Here is a 17,040-nt window from a genome sequence, read left to right on the forward strand (position 1 = left end):
AGCGGACTGCGCAGCATCGGCGAGCTGGCCCGGGCCAGTGGCCTCACGGTCAGCGCCTTGCGGTTCTACGACTCGGCAGGGGTGCTGGTGCCGGCCCGGGTGGACCCGGTGACCGGCTACCGCTGGTACACCGACGCGCAGGTGGCCCCGGCGCGACTGGTGGCCGGGCTGCGGCGGGTCGGCATGCCGGTGCCCGAGATCGCCGCCGCGGTGCGGGCCGAGCCGGCCGCCGTGCACCGGCTGCTGGACGCGCACCTGCGCCGGCTGGAGGACGGTCTCGCCGACGCCCGCCGCGAGCTCTCCCGGATCCGTACGCTGATCGGCCCCGAGGAGCCCGCCATGACCACCCGTCTCGTGCTGTCCCGCGTCGACCTGGCACGCGCCGTCGACGCCGTCCGGTTCGCCGTCGGCACCGACCCCGACCTGCCCGCCAGCACCGGCGTCCTGCTGGACGTCGAGCCGGACGGGATCCGGCTCGTCGCCACCGACCGGTACCGGCTCGCGGTGGCCCGGGCCGCCGCCACCCGGGCGGACGGGCCGCCGGCCCGGGTGCTCGCCCCGGCGGGCTTCGTCGACGAGGTCCGGGCCCTGCTCGACACGGGGGCCGGGACCACCCCGGAGGCCCACCTGACCGTCGAGGGCGACGCGATCGCCGTCTCGGTCGCCGGCCGGGTGGTGACCGGCGCCGCACTGCCGTACGACTTCCCGGACTACCACCGGCTGGTGCGGGCGGCCGTGGGGGGCCCGCCGGTCCACCGCGTCCCGGTCGACACGGCGGCGCTCGCGGCCGCGCTGCGGGGCCCCGACGCTCCGACGGTCGCGCGGGAGCACGACGGTGTGCCGATCGCGGTGACCGTGCTGGGCCTCGACGACCGCGGCGCGCTGCGGCTGGTCGGCCCGGACGAGCCGGTCGGGCCGGACGACCTGCGGGTCGGGGTGAACGGCGGGTACCTGCTCGACGCGCTGGACGCGGCCGGCGGGCCGCAGCTGGTGCTGGAGCTGGACGGCCCGATCGCCCCGCTGGCGCTGCGCCGCCCGGACGACGGGGACGCCTTCTCGATCCTCATGCCCATCCGGCTCTGACCGGCCGAATCCGTGGCGGGCCGCGACGGTAGCATTCGGTGGATCCACCCGAAGCTCGCAACGGAGGCGTACGGAGCAGCATGCTCGACATGGAGTTGATCCGGAAGGATCGCGAGGCGGTGGCGACCGCGCTGGCGAAGCGTCTGGATCCCGCCGAGGTCAACCGGGCACTGGACGAGATCCAGCGGCTCGACCAGGAGCGCCGCGCCCTGATCAGCGAGATCGACGCCGATCGGCAGCGCCGCAAGGCGGAGGCCCGGGCGTACGCGGAGGCGAAGCGGGCCGGCGTCGAGCCGCCGGTCACCGCGCCGGAGGCCGAGCGCAAGCAGCTCGCCCAGCTGGAGTCCGAGCTGGACGAGGTGCAGGCCCGCCTGCGCACCGCCATGAGCGAGCTGCCCAACCTGCCCGCCGACGACGTGGTCGCCGGTGGCAAGGAGGCCAACCGGGTGGTCCGCACCTTCGGCGAGCCGCCCGCGATCGAGAAGGTCCGCGACCACGTGGAACTGAGCCGGGCCCTCGGCCTGGTCGACCACGAGCGCGGCGTCAAGCTCGGCGGCTCGGGCTTCTGGATGTACACGGGTGTGGGCGCCCGGATGGAGTGGGCGCTGCTCAACTGGTTGATCGAGCAGAACATCGCGGCCGGCTACGAGTTCCTGCTCCCGCCGCACCTCCTGCTGGACAGCGCCGGTTTCGCCGCCGGGCAGTTCCCGAAGTTCTACGACGACGTCTACCACCTCGACCGGCAGTCCGCCCCGCGCGGGCAGTTCCTGCTGCCCACGGCGGAGACGGCGATCCTCGGGGCGTACCAGGACGAGATCCTCGACACGGCGAGCCTGCCGCTGAAGGCGTTCGCCTACACGCCGTGCTACCGGCGCGAGGCGGCCGGCTCGCACTCGGACGAGCGCGGCACCGTACGCGGCCACCAGTTCAACAAGGTGGAGATCTTCCAGTTCACCCTGCCGGATCAGGCAGACGACGCGCTGGCGTCGATGGTCGACCACGTGGAGGGTCTGGTCGGGAAGCTGGGCCTGCACTTCCAGACCAGCCTGCTCGCGGCCGGCGACGCCAGCGCCGCGATGCGCAAGACCCTCGACGTCGAGGTGTGGATGCCGAGCACCGGCAGGTACAAGGAGGTGTCGTCGGTCTCCTGGGGCGGCGACTACCAGGCGCGCCGGGCGGCCATCCGCTACCGGGAGCCGGGCGGCAAGCAGACCCGCTTCGTGCACACACTGAACGGCTCGGCGCTGGCCACCAGCCGGCTCTTCCCGGCCATCCTGGAGCAGTTCCAGCAGGCCGACGGCTCGGTGCTGGTGCCCGAGGTGCTCCGCGACAAGCTCGGCATCGACCGCCTCACCCCGAGGGGCTGACCCGCCCTTCCTCGCTGTCGATCATGCAGGTGTGGTGCCCGGTAGGTGGTGACTCGCCACCTTCGTCCACCACCACACCTGCATGATCGGCGCGTCCGTGGCGGCGAGACAGGGCGGCGACGGCGAGGAGCAGCGCGGCCAGCACCGCCGTGAGGAGCGCCGGGCCGATCGCGTCCAGCATCTCGGCCAGGGCGCGCTGGGCCCGGGTGGCGGCGACGACGATCGGGTCGGTCAGGGCGTCCCGGCGTCCGGCGACGAGGCGGGCCTCGTACCAGCCGTACCAGGCCACGTAGCCGCCGGCCGCCACCAGCACCGCGCCGCTGAGCCGGGGCACCAGGGCGCCGGCGCCGCGCAGCCGGGCCACCAGCCCGTCGCGCAGCAGCGCCACACCGAGCGCGGCCACCGCCACCACGAGACCCATCCCCAGGGCGTACGCCCCGAACAGCGCGAGGCCGGCCCCGGTCGACCCGGCCTGGAGGCTCGTCACGACGGTCGCCAGGAACGGGGCGATCGCGCAGCCGAGCGAGGCCACCGCGTACGCCGCCCCGAAGAGCACCACGGACGGCAACGACCGGGTGAGCCGGGGCGCCCGGGCGAGCCGGCCCGGTGCGGGCAACCGCCGGCCGGCGAGCAGCCAGGCGCCGGCGGCCACCAGCAGCAGCCCGAGCACGACGGTGAGCCACGGAAGCCGGGGTCGCAGCCATCCGGTGAGCGGGGCGAGCGCCAGGCCGAAGGCCCCGAAGACCAGCACGTAGCCGAGGGTCAGCCCGGCCGCCGCGGTGAGGGCCCGGCCGACCGCGCCCCGGGTGCCCGGTTCCCCGGCCACGAGCAGTGACAGGTACGCCGGCAGCAGCGCGAAGCCGCACGGGTTGACCGCGGCGAGCATGCCGGCGGTCAGCGCGAGCAGCAGCCCGGCGGTCATCGGCCGGCGAGCGTTGCGAGGCGGGCGGTGAGCGCCTCCCCGTCGAGGAAGCCCCGGTGGACGATCCGCCCGTCGCGGTCGATGATCACGAAGGTGCTCTGCTCGACCACCTCGAAGCGGCGCCAGAGCACCCCGGCCCGGTCATCGATCTGCGGTGTCCCGGCCAGCGCGAACTCGGTGACGAAGTCGCGCATGGCCCGCTGCTCGCCGAGGCCGGCCACGCCGACGATCGGGACGGTCTCGCGGTACGCCGGCGCGACCTCGGCCACCGTCCACGCCTGGCTCGCGCAGGTGGCGCACCAGGGCGCCCAGAACCACAGCACCACGGGACGGCCGGCCAGCGCGGCGCCGGAGAAGGAGACTCCTTCCAGGGTGGTGGCGGTGAAGGCGAGGGCGTCCGGGACGCGAGACCCTCCCGCCGCCGTGCCGGCGGGCCCGGCCGGGCCGGCGACCCGCGGTGGCTGGCCGCCGCCGCACCCGGCGACCGCCAGCGCCGCGAGCAGCGCCACCACGACAGCGCCGCGGGTCGACGCCCCCATCGCGATCGTCCGCATCGGCGACCTTCCTTCCGTACGGGCCGCTACTCGGCCTTGGCCAGCCGCAGCGCCAGCTCGGGGCAGACCTTGACCGCCTTCATGGCGCCCGCCCGCAGCCACGTCGGCACGGGCGTGGGAGGGAAGGCCGGATAGCCGTTGCCGTCGAGGCGGATGAAGTCGGGTACGACGTGCGCGCAGAGCCCGTGACCGTCGCAGCGGGACCAGTCGAGGGTGAGCTTCTGCGGGTTCGGGTCGGGCGCGCCGGGCAACCCCATGACGCCCTTCACCCGCCGGCCGCACCCCTCCCCGGTGGAGTGCAGGCGCAGGTCCTCCGCGAAGACCTCGATCGCGGAGAGCGCGAACCGGGCCGTACCGTCCGGGTGGCTGCACGCGCCGCGGCCCTTGACCTCGCCGGCGGCGGCCCGGACGACGTCGGCGGGTTGGCTGCCCGCGACCGCGAGGTCCACGGCCCGGGCCAGGTCGGGCAGCCCCATCCGGCACGGCCCGCACTGGCCCGCGGACTCACCGGCCAGGTAGCGCACCACCTGGGCCGCCTCGCCGAGCGGGCAGGTGTCGGCGCCGAGCGGGATCATGATCCCCGCGCCGAGGGTGCCGCCGACCGCGGCGAACCCCTTGCGGGAGATCTCGGCGCGGTCCGCGGCCTCCGCCGTGATCCACTTTCCGTGGTAGCCGCCGGTCAGGATGCCCGGGCCGGCGGGCACCTCGCAGAGGTCGAGGATGTCCCGCAGCGGGGTGCCGGCGGCGCACTCGACCACGGCCGGGCGACCCGCCGCGCCGGTGACGGTGAGCAGCACGGTGCCCGGCTCGTCGTCGGTGCCGACTGCGGCGTACTCGTACGGACCGAGCCGGGCGGCCACCGCGAGGTGGGCGTACGTCTCGGCGTTGGACAGCAGCGTGGGCAGTCCGCTCACGCCGGAGTCACTGGAGCGCTTCTTGGTGCCCGGCGGGATGTGCGGCAGGCCGTTGATGCCGTTGACCAGCGCGCCACCCTCGCCGGAGATGAACCGGTGCGGGACGGTGACCACGCTCGACGGCACCGGCATCCGGCGCTCGGCGAGGGCCTCCATGATCGAGTCCCGCCCCACCCCGTCGTCGGCGACGCCGATCACGATCTCCTCGGCGTCGAGCGCGTAGGCGGCCAGCGCCGCGCCGTCCAGGATGAGGTGCGGCGCCCGGGTGAGCAGCACCTTGTCCTTCCAGCTCGCCGGCTCTCCCTCGGTGGCGTTGACCACCACCACGGCGCTCGCGTCCTGCCGCTCGCAGGATTCGAGCACGGCGCGCAGCTTGCGGGCGAACGGGAAGCTCGCCCCGCCCTTGCCCTTGAGCTGGATTCCCTCGGCGAGCCGCAGCAGCGTGGCGGGTTCCATCGGCCCGACCGGGCCGTGCACCTCGTCGTGCGCCGCCAGGTCGAGCCGGCCGAACTCTGCGAACCCGGCGGTCAGGCGAGGTTCGCCGACGCAGGCCACCGGCGGGACGGTCGTCCTCGTCACCGGGCCTCACCCCGCAGCCCGGCCCAGTACGCCCCGTCCACGGCGTCGGCGTTCGCGCGCCGGCGCCGGCCGGAGCGCCCCTCGCCGGCCGCCTTGCGGGCGCGCCTGGACGCCAGGTCGACGAGCGTCGGGGTGTCGTCGGCGGGCTGGTCCTCCGGCACGTACCGGGCCGGCGGGCGCCAGTAGTCCGGCTCCTCCGGCACGTCGTCGTCGGCGCTGTGCCGTCCACCGCTGGTGGGCGTCGCCGAGACGGGCCCGGCGGAAATCGGCCCGGTGGAGATCGGCCCGGCCGAGATCGGCCCGCCCGAGATCGGCCCGGCCGAGATGGGCTCGACGGAGATCGGGTCGGCGCTCTCCCAGCGGCGCGGGCTGGTCCAGGGCTCCTCCGGCCCGTCGGCCCTGCGGGACACCGGCGCGTACCGGGTGGCGTCGTCGACGTCGTCGCCCCGGCGGCGACGCCCCGCCGGCACCGCCGTCTCGCGCCGGTCGCGTTCGCCGGCGCGGCGGGCCGGTTCCGGCTCCTCCGCGCGGCGCCGCCGCGACCGGCGGGCCACCGACTCGCGCTCCTCCTCGCGGGACCGGATCGCCGCCGACTCCCGCTCGTCCTCGTCCCGGTACCGGCTCGGCTCCCGCATCTCGCCCCGGTTGCGGGTCGTCGCCCGCTCCCCGTCGCGGCGGCGGGTGGACCGCCCGGAGGTCGCCGCTCCCGACCGCGCCGCCTCCTCGTCCCGGCGGCGCCGGTCGGGTCGGGCGGACTCGCGCAGGGTGCCCGGCTGCGGCACGACCGGGACCGTGAACCGCTCCGGGTCGCGTCGCCGGCCACCCGCCGGCACCGAGAACTCGGCGGTGGCCTGCGCCCACTCGGCCTCGCGGCGCTCCCGGGCGGCCTGGGCCGCCCGTCGGGCCTCGGCGCGGCTGCCCAGCCCCGCCAGCAGCGACCGTCCGCGGCCGTCCTCGGCGGGCCGGCCCGCGAGGGCCTTGTTCATGACGGCGGCCTGGTGCTGCTCGCGGCTGCGCCGGCCCAGCGTGACCGAGAGGCGCACCAGCAACGCGAGCACGACCAGCAGGACGCAGGCCAGGTAGCTCAGCACCACCCAGGACTTCGCCGCGCGGCCGGCGTTGAGCCCGTGCACCAGGGCGAACGGCCACGAGACGTACGCCATGGAGTGCAGCGCCCGCCACAGCCACCGCGGACCGACGCCCGCGAAGCGCGCACGTACGACGCCGGTCCAGAGCACGCCCACCATGAGCAGCGCGGCCACCGTGCCGAGCCCGACATAGAGCCCGCCGCCGGAGACGAACGGCACCACCGCGTCGGTGCTCGCCGCCCGGCCGGTGGCCACCTTGGTGAGCACGTGGAAGCCGAGCCCGACGATGCCGAGGACACCGGTGGCCCGGTGCGCGGACTGCATCAGCACGCGATGCCGGATCAGCAGCACGAGCCGGTCGGTGGCGAGCAGGCCGAGCATCACGGTGAGGCTCAGCGCGACCAGGGTCACCACCCCGGCGAAGAACTCGGTGAAGAAGAAGCCGTACGCGTACGCGCGCTGGCCGGCGCCCGTGAGCATGACGGCCGCCCACAGCGCGGCGAGCGTGGAGACCACGAGCACCGCCGCGGCGGACCGGGACGGGGCGCGTACGCCCCGGCTGCTGGCGCTGGTCCGGACGGCCGTCGGCTTCTGCTTCTGCTTGACGCGGGCCATCTGCTCCTCGATCGTCCCGTGGCGGCGAACCGCCGGCCGACTCCGCTCCCCTCTCCAGTACGGAGCGTCGGCGTGGGCGGATCACCGGCGCCCGAGAAATTTCCGCGCCGGATCGAACCGGCCGGCCCCGTCGCGCGTGTACTGGCCATCCAGGACGACAGGCAGTGATGTATGTCCATGCGTTGACAGCCACTGCAATACGCTTGTAACCTTTCCGAAAATTTCAGCCCCGACTGCAAGATCCCAGCAACCAGGGCCTCCCCCGCCGCACCACCCCCGTCCTCCCACCCCTGTCAGGAGGTCTCCGATGCACCGACGCCGTTCGGCGATCCTCGCCTCCGGCCTGGTCGCCGGCCTGCTCGCTCCCACCGCCGTCACCGCACCCCGGGCCGCCGCGGCGCCGAGCGGCACCCGGAAGGTCATCGTCCAGCTCTTCGAGTGGAACTGGCCGTCGGTCGCCGCCGAGTGCCAGAGCACGCTCGGCCCGAAGGGCTACGGCTACGTGCAGGTGTCCCCACCCCAGGAGCACGTCCGCGGCCCCCAGTGGTGGGTCGCGTACCAGCCGGTCAGTTACCGGATCGAGTCACGCAAGGGCACCCGCGCCCAGTTCCAGTCCATGGTGAACACGTGCCACGCCGCCGGGGTGAAGGTGATCGTGGACGCGGTGGTCAACCACATGTCCGGCCAGGACGGCGGCGGCACCGGGTGGGCCGGCTCGACGTACGGCCACTACGACTACCCGGGCACCTACCAGACGCAGGACTTCCACCACTGCGGGCGCAACGGGAACGACGACATCGTCAACTACAACGACCGGTACGAGGTGCAGAACTGCGAGCTGGTCAACCTGGCCGACCTCAGAACCGAGTCCGACTACGTGCGGGGCCGGCTCGCCGCGTACCTCAACGACCTGCTCTCCCTCGGCGTGGACGGCTTCCGGATGGACGCCAGCAAGCACATGCCGGCCGCCGACATCGCGGCGCTGAAGTCGCGGCTGTCGCGGCCCGCGTACCTCGTGCAGGAGGTCATCCACGGTGCGGGCGAGCCGATCCAGCCGGGCGAGTACACCGGCAACGGCGACGTGCACGAGTTCCGCTACGGCAAGGACCTGGCCCGGGTCTTCCGGTCCGAACGGCTCGCCTACCTGCGCAACTTCGGCGAGGCCTGGGGGCACCTGCCCTCCGGCTCGGCGGCGGTGTTCGTGGACAACCACGACACCCAGCGCGACGGCGGCGTCCTCACCTACCGCGACCGGGGCATCTACGCGCTGGCCAACGCCTTCATGCTGGCCTGGCCGTACGGCTCCCCCACGGTCATGTCGAGCTACACGTTCGCCAGCCGCGACCAGGGTCCACCGTCGGACGGCGGAAACCGGACGCTGAACACCACCTGCTACTCCGGCTGGGAGTGCGAGCACCGCTGGCCGGTCATCGCCAACATGGTCGGCTTCCGCAACGCCACCGAGGGGGCCGGTGTCGCCAACTGGTACGACAACGGCAACAACCACATCGCCTTCAGCCGGGCCGGCAAGGGCTACCTCACCCTCAACGACGAGGACAACGCGATCACCGGGCGGTCGTACTACACCGGCCTGCCCGCCGGCCGGTACTGCGACGTCATCCACGGGACGTACGCCAACGGCGCCTGCAACGGCCCGGTCGTCACGGTGGACGGCAACGGCTGGTTCGCGGCGGACGTACCCGCCCACGACGCGGTGGCCATCCACCTAGGCGCGCGTCTGACGCGCCCCGCCGCACTCGGTTGATCAAGAGGTTTGCGTCGATCCGTGCCCGGATTCTGACGCAAACCTCTTGATCACGGATGTGGGGCGTGGGGTTTTTGGGGCTAAGGGGGCTGGTGGTGAGCTATCGGGTTTACAGTGGTTTCGTGCCGTTTGACCGAATCAGATCCCGTGGCCGTCGCGGCTGGCTCGCAGCCGGCGTTGGCGTACCGGTGCTGGTCGTGACCGCCCTGCTCACCGGCCTGGCGCTGACCCCCGCGGCGGAGCAGGCGGCCAGCCCGGCGGACACCGCCACACCCGCCCCGCCGGCGCCGAGCAGCGCGGAGCAGGTCCCCGAGGAGAGCGTGCCACCGGCGGCGCCGGCCCCGGCCGGGCTGCCCGTCATCACGTACGACCCCGCGCCAGCCGGTTTCCCGGACGATCCGGCCGCCCTGGACACCACGCCGCTCACCGAGGGGCTGCACCCGACCCGGAAGATCGTCGCGTACGACGCCCCGGGCGGGCGGCCGGTCGCCTTCCTCGCCCCCACCATCAGCGAGGTCGAGGTCACCATGCCGATCGCCGATCGGCGGGCCGGCTGGACGGCCGTGCTCGTCCCCTCGGCCAACCGCAAGCTGGCCTGGCTCCCGCCCGGCGGCTTCACGACCGTCCCGTTGCGCGACCAGATCGTGGTGGAACGCCGCCAGCACCGGCTGACCTGGTACCGCGCCGGGCGGGCGGTGCGCACCTGGGAGGTCAGCCTCGGCCAACGCGGTCAGGAGACGCCGCTGGGCCGCACGTTCGTCCTCGGGCGCACCCCGCCACCGCAGGACGTGTACGGCGGGGTGGACATCTACGCCCTCGGCTCGGTGCCGGACGACCCGGACGCCGTCCCCTCCGGCCTGCGCGGGGCGCACATCGGCCTGCACACCTGGTACCACGACGGCGAGCTGGGAGAGAACACCACCAACGGATGCATCCGCGTCACCCGCAGCGGCCAGCGGGAACTGCTCGCCGAGGTGCGGCCCGGCAGCAGCGTCGTGGTGGTCGAGGAACTGCCCACGCCACCCCCGACGGCCTGAGCCACCGGGCGCTCAGTCGCCGAGCAGCCAGCCGTTCTGCTCGGCGATCCGCACGGCCGCGGCCCGGTTGCGGGCGCCCGTCTTGCCGATGGCCGCCGACAGGTGGTTGCGGACGGTCCCCTCCGAGAGGTGCAGCGCGGCGGCCAGGTCGGCCACCGTGCCGCCGTCCCGTGCCGCCCGCAGCACCTCGGTCTCCCGCTCGGTCAACGGGCTCGCTCCCGTGGCGAGCGTCTCGGCGGCCAGCGTCGGGTCGACCACCCGCAGGCCGGCGTGCACCCGCCGGACCGCCTCGGCCAGTTGCCGGGCCGGCGTGTCCTTGACGACGAAGCCGTTCGCGCCGGCCTCCATGGCGCGGCGCAGGTAGCCGGGCCGGCCGAACGTGGTCACCACCAGCACCCGGCACGAGGGCAGGGCCGCCCGCAGGGCGGCGGTGGCGGCGATGCCGTCGAGCCCGGGCATCTCCACGTCGAGCAGCGCGACGTCCGGGCCGGTCCGCCGCGCCTCGGGCACCACCTCGTCGCCCCGGCCCACCTCGGCGACCACGGTCAGGTCGGGTTCGAGCGAGAGCAGCGCCGCCAGCGCGCCCCGGACCAGCGCCTGGTCGTCGGCGAGCAGCAGCTTGATCGGCTCGGTCACCGGGCACCCGCCGACGAAAGGGCGACCCGGAGCACGAATCCACGCCCGCGCGGGCGACCGCCGACGACCACCGCCGCGTCGAGCCGTTGCGCCCGCTCGCGCAGGCCGACCAGACCGTGTCCGGCAGCCGCCGTGTCCGGGGTGGGCCCCCGGCCGTCGTCACTGATCTCCACCGCCTCCGGGCTGACCCGGATCGTGCAGTGACGCGCCCCGCTGTGCCGGACCACGTTCGTCACTCCTTCCCGTACGGCCCACCCGAAGAGCTGGTCCCGCTCGGCCGGCAGCTCGGGCAGCTCGGCCGGCAGGTCGGCCGCTATGCCCGCGGCGGCCAGGGCGGAGCGGGCGCCGGCCAGCTCCTCGGCCAGCCGCACCCCGCGGTACGCCCCGACGGTGCGCCGCACATCGGCCAGCGCCGCCCGGGCAAGGTGTTCCACCTCGGCGATCTCCGCGGCGGCCCGGGACGGGTCGACCTCGACGAGGCGGCCGGCCAGCTCGGCCTTGATCGCCACCACCGTGAGCGAGTGGCCGAGGATGTCGTGCAGGTCGCGCGCGGTCCGGGCCCGTTCCTCGGCGACCGCCAGGCGGCCGATCTCCTGCTGTGCGGCGCGGAGCTCGCCGTTGCGCTGCGCCAGCGCGGCGACGCCGAACATGGCGAACGAGGCGAGCAGCACGGCGAAGAAGACGGTGGTCTCCCCCGTCCAGCTCGGCACCAGGTAACCCGCCAGCAGCGGCGTCGCCGCGGCGAGCGCCACGACGACCAGCGCCCACCAGCCGGGAAGCAGGAACACCGCTGCCGTGGCCACGAAGACCAGCGTCGTCATCCAGTCCGCACCGGTGCCGAAGCTGCTGAGCAGGCCCAGCGCGAGCAGGCCCACCAGCTTCGCGACGGCCCGCCCCCGGGGGATCGGGCGGCTCGCCTGCCGGTGCGCCCGCGCCCACTCGAACAGCAGCACGTACGCCACACCGAAGGTGACCAGCGCCCCCACACCGAGCCACCGGCGCCACGGCTCGGCCTGCCCCAGCGCCGTCCCGAGCGGCACGTTGAGGAAGAAGAGCCAGACCGCGGCCAGCAGCCAGCCGGTCAGCCGCCACTTGCGGCTGGCGGGCTGGAGCCGTCCCGTCGACACGTCCATCGGGTCCACGCTAGCGACCGGTTCCCCGGGTCACACCCGCGCGGTGTCGCGGCGGAACAGCCGGGCCGCGCCGACCGCGAAGACGGCCGTCCAGACCAGGATGTTGGCCAGGGCCCCCGCGCTCACGCCGTCGCCGGTCAGCGGGGCGCGTGCCAGCTCGCCCACGCCGTACACCGGGGTGAACCGGGCCACGTCGGCGAGGACGTCCGGCAACACCTCCAGCGGCACGAAGAGCCCGCCGAACATGGCCAGGACGGCCAGGATCGGGCCGATGAACTGCATGACGTTCTCGGCCGGGAAGAGGTAGCCGACGAAGAGGCCGAACGCCGCGAACACCAGCGAGCCGAGCCACGCGCCGAGACCCGCCAGCAGCCAGACGTGGGCGGGCATCCGCACACCCGCGGCGGCGCCGACCGCGAACTCGACGCAGACCGCGACCAGGCCGAGGGCCATCGCGGTGAGGACCTTGATGGCGATGTACGCGGCGGGGCGCAGCGGCGTGAGGCGCAGCTGCCGGCTCCAGCCCAGCGCCCGCTCGGTGGCCACGGCGGCGCCCGTGCTGGTGGTGGCGACCATGGCCGCGTACACGGCCAGGCTGATCATGATGTACCCGAGAACCTGGCTGCCGTTGTCGAGCTGCTGCCCCCGCTGCGGCAGGCCGAAGATGAGGAAGAAGACGGCCGGCATGATCAGCGTGAACGCGAGCGTACGGCGGTTGCGCAGCACTCGGCGCAGCTCGATGCGAAGCACGGCCGGTGAGAACCCGCCGAGGGCGGGCGGACGCCGCTCGGCGGAGTCGGAGCGGGCGGTGGACGCGGCGGTGGGCAGGGCGGTGGTCATCGTGCGGCTCCGATGTGGTCGGTCCGGTCGGTGGTGAGGGCGAGGAACGCGTCCTCCAGGTTCCGGGAGGTGATCTCCAGGTCGCGGGCCGCGGTCCGGGTGAGCAGGTGCCGGGCGACGAGGTCGGAGTCGGCGGTGGTCACCAGCACGGTGTCGCCGCGGACCTCGACGGCGTCGACGCCGGGCAGCGCCGCGAGCGCGGCCTGGTCGGCGTCGGGCAGGGTGGCCCGGACCAGCCGGCCGGATGCCAGGTTCTTGATCTCGGCGGTGGTGCCGTCCGCGACGATCCGGCCCTGCCGCACCAGCACGATCCGGTCGGCGTACGCGTCCGCCTCGTCGAGGTAGTGGGTGGCGAAGATGACGGTCCGCCCGCTTCGCGCGTCGCGCCGCAGCGCCTGCCAGAACTCGCGGCGCCCCTCCACGTCCATGCCCGTGGTCGGCTCGTCGAGCACCATGAGGTCGGGGTCGGGCAGCAGGGCGAGCGCGAAACGCAACCGCTGCTGCTGGCCACCCGAGCAGCGGCCGACCACCCGGTCGGCGATGTCGGCGATCCCGGCCCGCTCCAGCACCTCCGTCGCGGGGCGGCTCTGCCGGTAGAAGTTGGCGGTCAGTCGTACCGTCTCGCCGACCGTCAGGTCCTTGAGCAACCCGCCGGTCTGGAGCACGGCGGCGACCCGGCCCCGGGCGATCGCGTCCGCCGGTGCGCCACCGAGGATCCGCACCGTGCCCGAGTCGGGACGGGCCAGGCCGAGCAGCATGTCGATGGTGGTGGTCTTGCCCGCCCCGTTGGGGCCGAGGAACGCCACCACCTCGCCGGGCTCCACCCGCAGGCTCAGCCCGTCGACCGCGGTGACCGCGCCGAAGGTCTTGGTGAGGCCGCTCAGCTCGACGGCCGGATGCGTACTGGTCATGACAGGAATGCTCCGGCCGGCGGGGCCCGCGTACCCGGAGCGCCCGTCATGATCCGGCCATGACATTTGTCAGGGGGCGGCACCCGCGGTGCCGCCCCCTGACGGATCAGTGCTGCCCGGCCGCGTCCTCGCGAGCCGCCCGTGGCAGCAGGAACGCGGTGACGACGGTCACCGCGAGCAGCGCCGCCTCGACCCAGAGCGTGGCCCGGACGGCCACGCCGGCGCCGTCCTCGGTGAACTGTCCGAAGAAGACGGTGCCGAGCACCGCCACACCGAGGGCGCCGCCGAGCTGCTGCACGGCGGTCAGGGTGCCGGAGGCCGAGCCGGTCTCGGCCGGCTCCACCCCGGACAGCACGATGTCGAAGAACGGGGCCATCACGAGCCCCATCCCGAAGCCGACGACCACCAGCGCCGGGACCAGCCGCCAGGTCGTGACCTCCGGGCCGGCAAGCCGCAGGGTGAGCAGCATCCCGCCGACGCCGGCCAGCACCACGACCAGGCCGGCGTGGATGAGCGTACGGCCGAACCGCCGGGCCAGGCCGGCTCCGGCGAGCACGAAGGCGGCCACCATGCCGAGCGCCTGCGGTACGCCGGCCAGCCCCGCCCGCAGCGGCGAGTAGCCGAGACCGAGCTGGAGGTAGAGGCTGAACACCAGTGAGAAGCCGGTGAGCGCGGTGAAGAACGCCAGCCCGGCCACGAGGCCGCCGGTGAACGCCCGGCGGCGGAACAGCGACGGCACGACGAGCGGGTCCCGCCCGGTGCGCTGGCGGCGGATCTCGTAGCGGGCGAAGATCACGAAGACGGCGACCGCGGCCGCGAGCATCGCGAACATCCAGGCCGGCCAGCCGCGCTCACGCCCCTGCACGAGGGGGTAGACCAGCAGCACCGCGCCGAGCGCGACCAGCCCCACGCCGGGCAGGTCGAGCCGGGACGCGTGCGTCGCGCGGGACTCCGGCAGGAAGCGCAGCGCGCCGAGCGCCGCGAGGAGACCGAGCGGCAGGTTGATGAGGAAGATCGCGCGCCAGCCGGTGCCGGCGATGTCCGCGTCGACCAGCCAGCCGGCGAGGATCGGCCCGCCCACCGCGGAGATCCCCATCACCGGGCCGAACGCGCCGAACGCGGCCGCCATCTCCCGCGGGGGGAACACCTCCTTGATGATGCCGAGGCCCTGCGGGAGCAGGACCGCGCCGAAGAGGCCCTGCGCCACCCGGGAGGCGACCAGCATCCCGGGCGTGACGGACAGCGCGCACAGCGCCGAGGCGGCGGTGAAGCCCAGCACCCCGACGAGGAACATCCGACGGCGGCCGAAGAGGTCGCCGAGGCGGCCGCCGGTCACGAGGCCGACGGCCATGGCGAGGGTGTAGCCCGCGCCGAGCCACTGGATCAGGCTCTCCGAGCCGCCCAGGTCGGCGCGGATCGCCGGCCCGGCGAGGTTGGTGATGAGCGCGTCGAGGAGGTCCATGACCTCCGCGGCGAGGATGACGGCGAGGGCGAGCCAGCGCCAGCGGTACGGCGCGTGTTCGGGGACGGTGGCGCGGCTGGCGCCGTCGGCGCCCGTCTCCCCCGTGAACGTCTGGGACATCGGAATCTCCTCTGGCGAACAGCGTTCGTTGGCGAACACCGTTCTACAACGAACACGGTTCGTCGGCAAGTAGGATGTCGTGGTCCCGATCGGAGGTCACCCGTGAGCGAACTGCCCGACCCGCCCTGGCGTACGCCCTCGCGCAGCCGACCCGCGCGTCGACAGCTGAGCCAGCAGGCCGTCGTGGACGCGGCTATGGCCGTGCTCAGCCGGGAGGGCCTGGGCGGGCTGAGCATGCGGCGGGTGGCCCAGGAGCTGGGCACCGGGCCGGCCTCGCTCTACGCGCACGTCTCCGGCAAGGAAGAGCTGCTGGAGCTGCTGCTCGACCGGGTGAGCGCGGCCATCACCGTGCCCGAGCCGGACCCGGAACGCTGGGCCGAGCAGATCACGGACGTGGCCTGGCAGGCGTACCGGGTCTACGTCGTACACACCAACCTGGCGCTGGCCTCGCTGGCCACCATCCCCACCGGGCCCAACGCGCTGCGCGTCACCGAGGGGATGCTGGCCATCCTGCTCGCCGGCGGCGTACCACCCCAGCCGGCGGCCTGGTTCCTGGACCGGCTCTTCCTCTACATCGCCGGCGACGCGTACGAGGGGGCCCTCTTCGGCGAGAAGGTCCGGGCGTCCGGCAAGAGCATCGAGGGGTACTGGACCGACATGCTCACGCAGCTACGCGAGTACTACCTGAGCCTGCCGGCGGAGCGCTTCCCGCACACCCGGGCACACCTGGACGCCCTGATGTCCGGCGGCGGGGACGAGCGCTTCGCGTTCGGTCTCGACCTGCTCGTGCAGGGCGTCGCCCGCTACGCCACGCCCCGCTGACCGTCCCGCCACGGCGCGGCGCTCCGGCGCGGCGCTCCGGCGCGGCGCCCCGGCGCGGCCGTTGATCGACTCCATTCCGCCGAGCCGGCGGGGTCCCGGCCGGCCCGACACCGCCACATCGGCGAACCGGCGTCGATCAAGCCCGGCCCGGTCGTGATCCACTCGAGATCCTTGAAGTCGCGGTGTCCCGGACGCCCCGACACCGCGACTTCAAGGAACCCGTGTCGATCACCCGCGAACACCGCTCGGCCCCGCCCGCGCCGGCAGGATTCCGGCCCCGCCAGCCGGGTAACCGCCGGGGTCCGCACGCGTGACACCGGGGAGGGACGCTCATGAGCAGCGCGCCGCTGGGAGACGTCGACACGGTCGTCCTGGTCCACGGACTCTGGATGACGTCGCGCAGCTGGGAACGGTGGGTCGACCGGTACGCCGCGCGCGGCCTGCGGGTGCTGGCCCCGGCCTGGCCCGGAATGGAGGGCGAGGTCGAGGATCTGCGTGCCGACCCGACGCCGATCGCCGAGCAGCGGCTCGGCGACATCGCCGACAACTACGAGGGGATCATCCGCGGCCTCCCCCGCCCGCCGATCATCATGGGGCACTCGTTCGGCGGGCTCGTCACCCAGATCCTCGTCGACCGGGGTCTCGGCGCGGCGGCGGTGGGCATCCACCCCGCGCCTGTCAAGGGGGTGGCCAAGCTGCCGCTGAGCACGCTGCGCTCCGCGTTCTCGATCCTGCGCAACCCGGCCAACCGGCACAGGGCCGTACCGTTCACCCAGGACGACTTCCACTACGCGTTCGGCAACACCATGAGCCGGGCCGACTCAGACCGGGCCTGGGAGCGGTACGCGGTCCCCGGCGCCGGGCACGTGCTCTTCGAGGGCGCCTTCGCCAACCTCGACCCGCACTCGGCCGCCGACGTGTACACCCGCCGCGACGACCGGGCCCCCCTGCTCCTGATCGCCGGGGGCGCCGACCACGTGGTGCCGCCCGGCGTGGTACGCAGCAACGCCGCGCTCTACACGAAGTCCCGGGCGTTGACGGCGTACCACCCGTTCCCCGGCCGGTCGCACTTCACCGTGGGCGAGGACGGCTGGGAGGAGGTCGCCGACTACGCGCTGGACTGGGCGTTGGAGGCGGCCGCCATCCCGCGCGAGCAGACGATCGCCAGCGAGAACCCCCGCCGATGACGGTG

15 protein-coding genes are annotated in these 17,040 nt (G+C 74.3%); 6 read left to right on the forward strand and 9 right to left on the reverse strand.

From position 1 onward, the window contains the following. The first annotated feature begins 6 nt into the window (after window positions 1-6). Window positions 7-1,083: a DNA polymerase III subunit beta family protein gene (locus D7193_RS16110; RefSeq protein ID WP_120780429.1), complete on the forward strand. Its 1,077-nt coding sequence runs from the start codon at window positions 7-9 to the stop codon at window positions 1,081-1,083. Between the two features lie 80 nt (window positions 1,084-1,163). Beyond that, the gene (gene serS / locus D7193_RS16115) at window positions 1,164-2,450 is read left to right on the forward strand and encodes a serine--tRNA ligase (protein WP_120780257.1); all 1,287 of its coding nucleotides are present in this window, start codon (window positions 1,164-1,166) and stop codon (window positions 2,448-2,450) included. On the opposite strand, the gene D7193_RS16120 is transcribed toward serS, so the two are convergent. The 4 genes from D7193_RS16120 to D7193_RS16135 are packed head-to-tail and all read right to left on the reverse strand — an operon-like array spanning window position 2,434 to window position 7,315. Beyond that, complete coding sequence (locus tag D7193_RS16120) at window positions 2,434-3,372, reverse strand: cytochrome c biogenesis CcdA family protein (protein ID WP_120780258.1); 939 nt, start codon at window positions 3,370-3,372, stop codon at window positions 2,434-2,436. The genes serS and D7193_RS16120 overlap by 17 nt on opposite strands. Continuing rightward, window positions 3,369-3,926 carry a redoxin domain-containing protein gene (locus D7193_RS16125; RefSeq protein ID WP_120780259.1) on the reverse strand — a complete coding sequence of 186 codons (558 nt, stop codon included), beginning with the start codon at window positions 3,924-3,926 and terminating at the stop codon, window positions 3,369-3,371. The genes D7193_RS16120 and D7193_RS16125 overlap by 4 nt, the downstream gene beginning before the upstream one ends. 26 nt (window positions 3,927-3,952) lie before the next feature. After that, complete coding sequence (locus tag D7193_RS16130) at window positions 3,953-5,419, reverse strand: NADH-quinone oxidoreductase subunit NuoF family protein (protein WP_120780260.1); 1,467 nt, start codon at window positions 5,417-5,419, stop codon at window positions 3,953-3,955. A 6-nt stretch (window positions 5,420-5,425) separates the two neighbouring features. Continuing rightward, complete coding sequence (locus D7193_RS16135; RefSeq protein ID WP_421930405.1) at window positions 5,426-7,315, reverse strand: pentapeptide repeat-containing protein; 1,890 nt, start codon at window positions 7,313-7,315, stop codon at window positions 5,426-5,428. A 114-nt stretch (window positions 7,316-7,429) separates the two neighbouring features. Between D7193_RS16135 and D7193_RS16140 the strand changes: the two genes are divergently transcribed. Next, the gene (locus tag D7193_RS16140) at window positions 7,430-8,887 is read left to right on the forward strand and encodes an alpha-amylase (RefSeq protein ID WP_120780261.1); all 1,458 of its coding nucleotides are present in this window, start codon (window positions 7,430-7,432) and stop codon (window positions 8,885-8,887) included. 122 nt (window positions 8,888-9,009) lie between these two features. Continuing rightward, on the forward strand, window positions 9,010-9,924 hold the full coding sequence (locus D7193_RS16145; RefSeq protein ID WP_120780262.1) for a L,D-transpeptidase: 915 nt from the start codon (window positions 9,010-9,012) through the stop codon (window positions 9,922-9,924). A 12-nt stretch (window positions 9,925-9,936) separates the two neighbouring features. Here D7193_RS16145 and D7193_RS16150 read toward each other — a convergent pair whose 3' ends face one another. From D7193_RS16150 to D7193_RS16170, 5 genes are all read right to left on the reverse strand, one after another. After that, window positions 9,937-10,560, reverse strand: coding sequence for a response regulator transcription factor (locus D7193_RS16150; protein WP_120780263.1), 624 nt, complete (start codon window positions 10,558-10,560; stop codon window positions 9,937-9,939). Next, window positions 10,557-11,693, reverse strand: coding sequence for a sensor histidine kinase (locus tag D7193_RS16155; protein WP_120780264.1), 1,137 nt, complete (start codon window positions 11,691-11,693; stop codon window positions 10,557-10,559). Before D7193_RS16155 ends, D7193_RS16150 begins: the two co-directional genes overlap by 4 nt. A gap of 30 nt (window positions 11,694-11,723) precedes the next feature. Beyond that, entirely contained in the window at window positions 11,724-12,533 is an 810-nt protein-coding gene (locus tag D7193_RS16160; protein ID WP_120780265.1) for an ABC transporter permease, read from the reverse strand. After that, window positions 12,530-13,444: an ABC transporter ATP-binding protein gene (locus tag D7193_RS16165; RefSeq protein ID WP_120780266.1), complete on the reverse strand. Its 915-nt coding sequence runs from the start codon at window positions 13,442-13,444 to the stop codon at window positions 12,530-12,532. The genes D7193_RS16160 and D7193_RS16165 overlap by 4 nt, the downstream gene beginning before the upstream one ends. Window positions 13,445-13,550: 106 nt before the next feature. Continuing rightward, the gene (locus D7193_RS16170; RefSeq protein ID WP_120780267.1) at window positions 13,551-15,026 is read right to left on the reverse strand and encodes an MFS transporter; all 1,476 of its coding nucleotides are present in this window, start codon (window positions 15,024-15,026) and stop codon (window positions 13,551-13,553) included. Window positions 15,027-15,128: 102 nt separating this feature from the next. Here D7193_RS16170 and D7193_RS16175 point away from each other — a divergent pair, with 102 nt between their 5' ends. After that, window positions 15,129-15,848, forward strand: coding sequence for a TetR/AcrR family transcriptional regulator (locus D7193_RS16175; protein WP_120780268.1), 720 nt, complete (start codon window positions 15,129-15,131; stop codon window positions 15,846-15,848). 332 nt (window positions 15,849-16,180) lie between these two features. After that, window positions 16,181-17,035, forward strand: a complete 855-nt coding sequence (locus D7193_RS16180) for an alpha/beta hydrolase (RefSeq protein WP_120780269.1) — start codon at window positions 16,181-16,183, stop codon at window positions 17,033-17,035. The last annotated feature ends 5 nt before the right edge of the window (window positions 17,036-17,040 follow it).

Origin of the sequence: Micromonospora costi (assembly GCF_003626655.1) — a bacterium.
Classification (GTDB): domain Bacteria; phylum Actinomycetota; class Actinomycetes; order Mycobacteriales; family Micromonosporaceae; genus Micromonospora; species Micromonospora costi.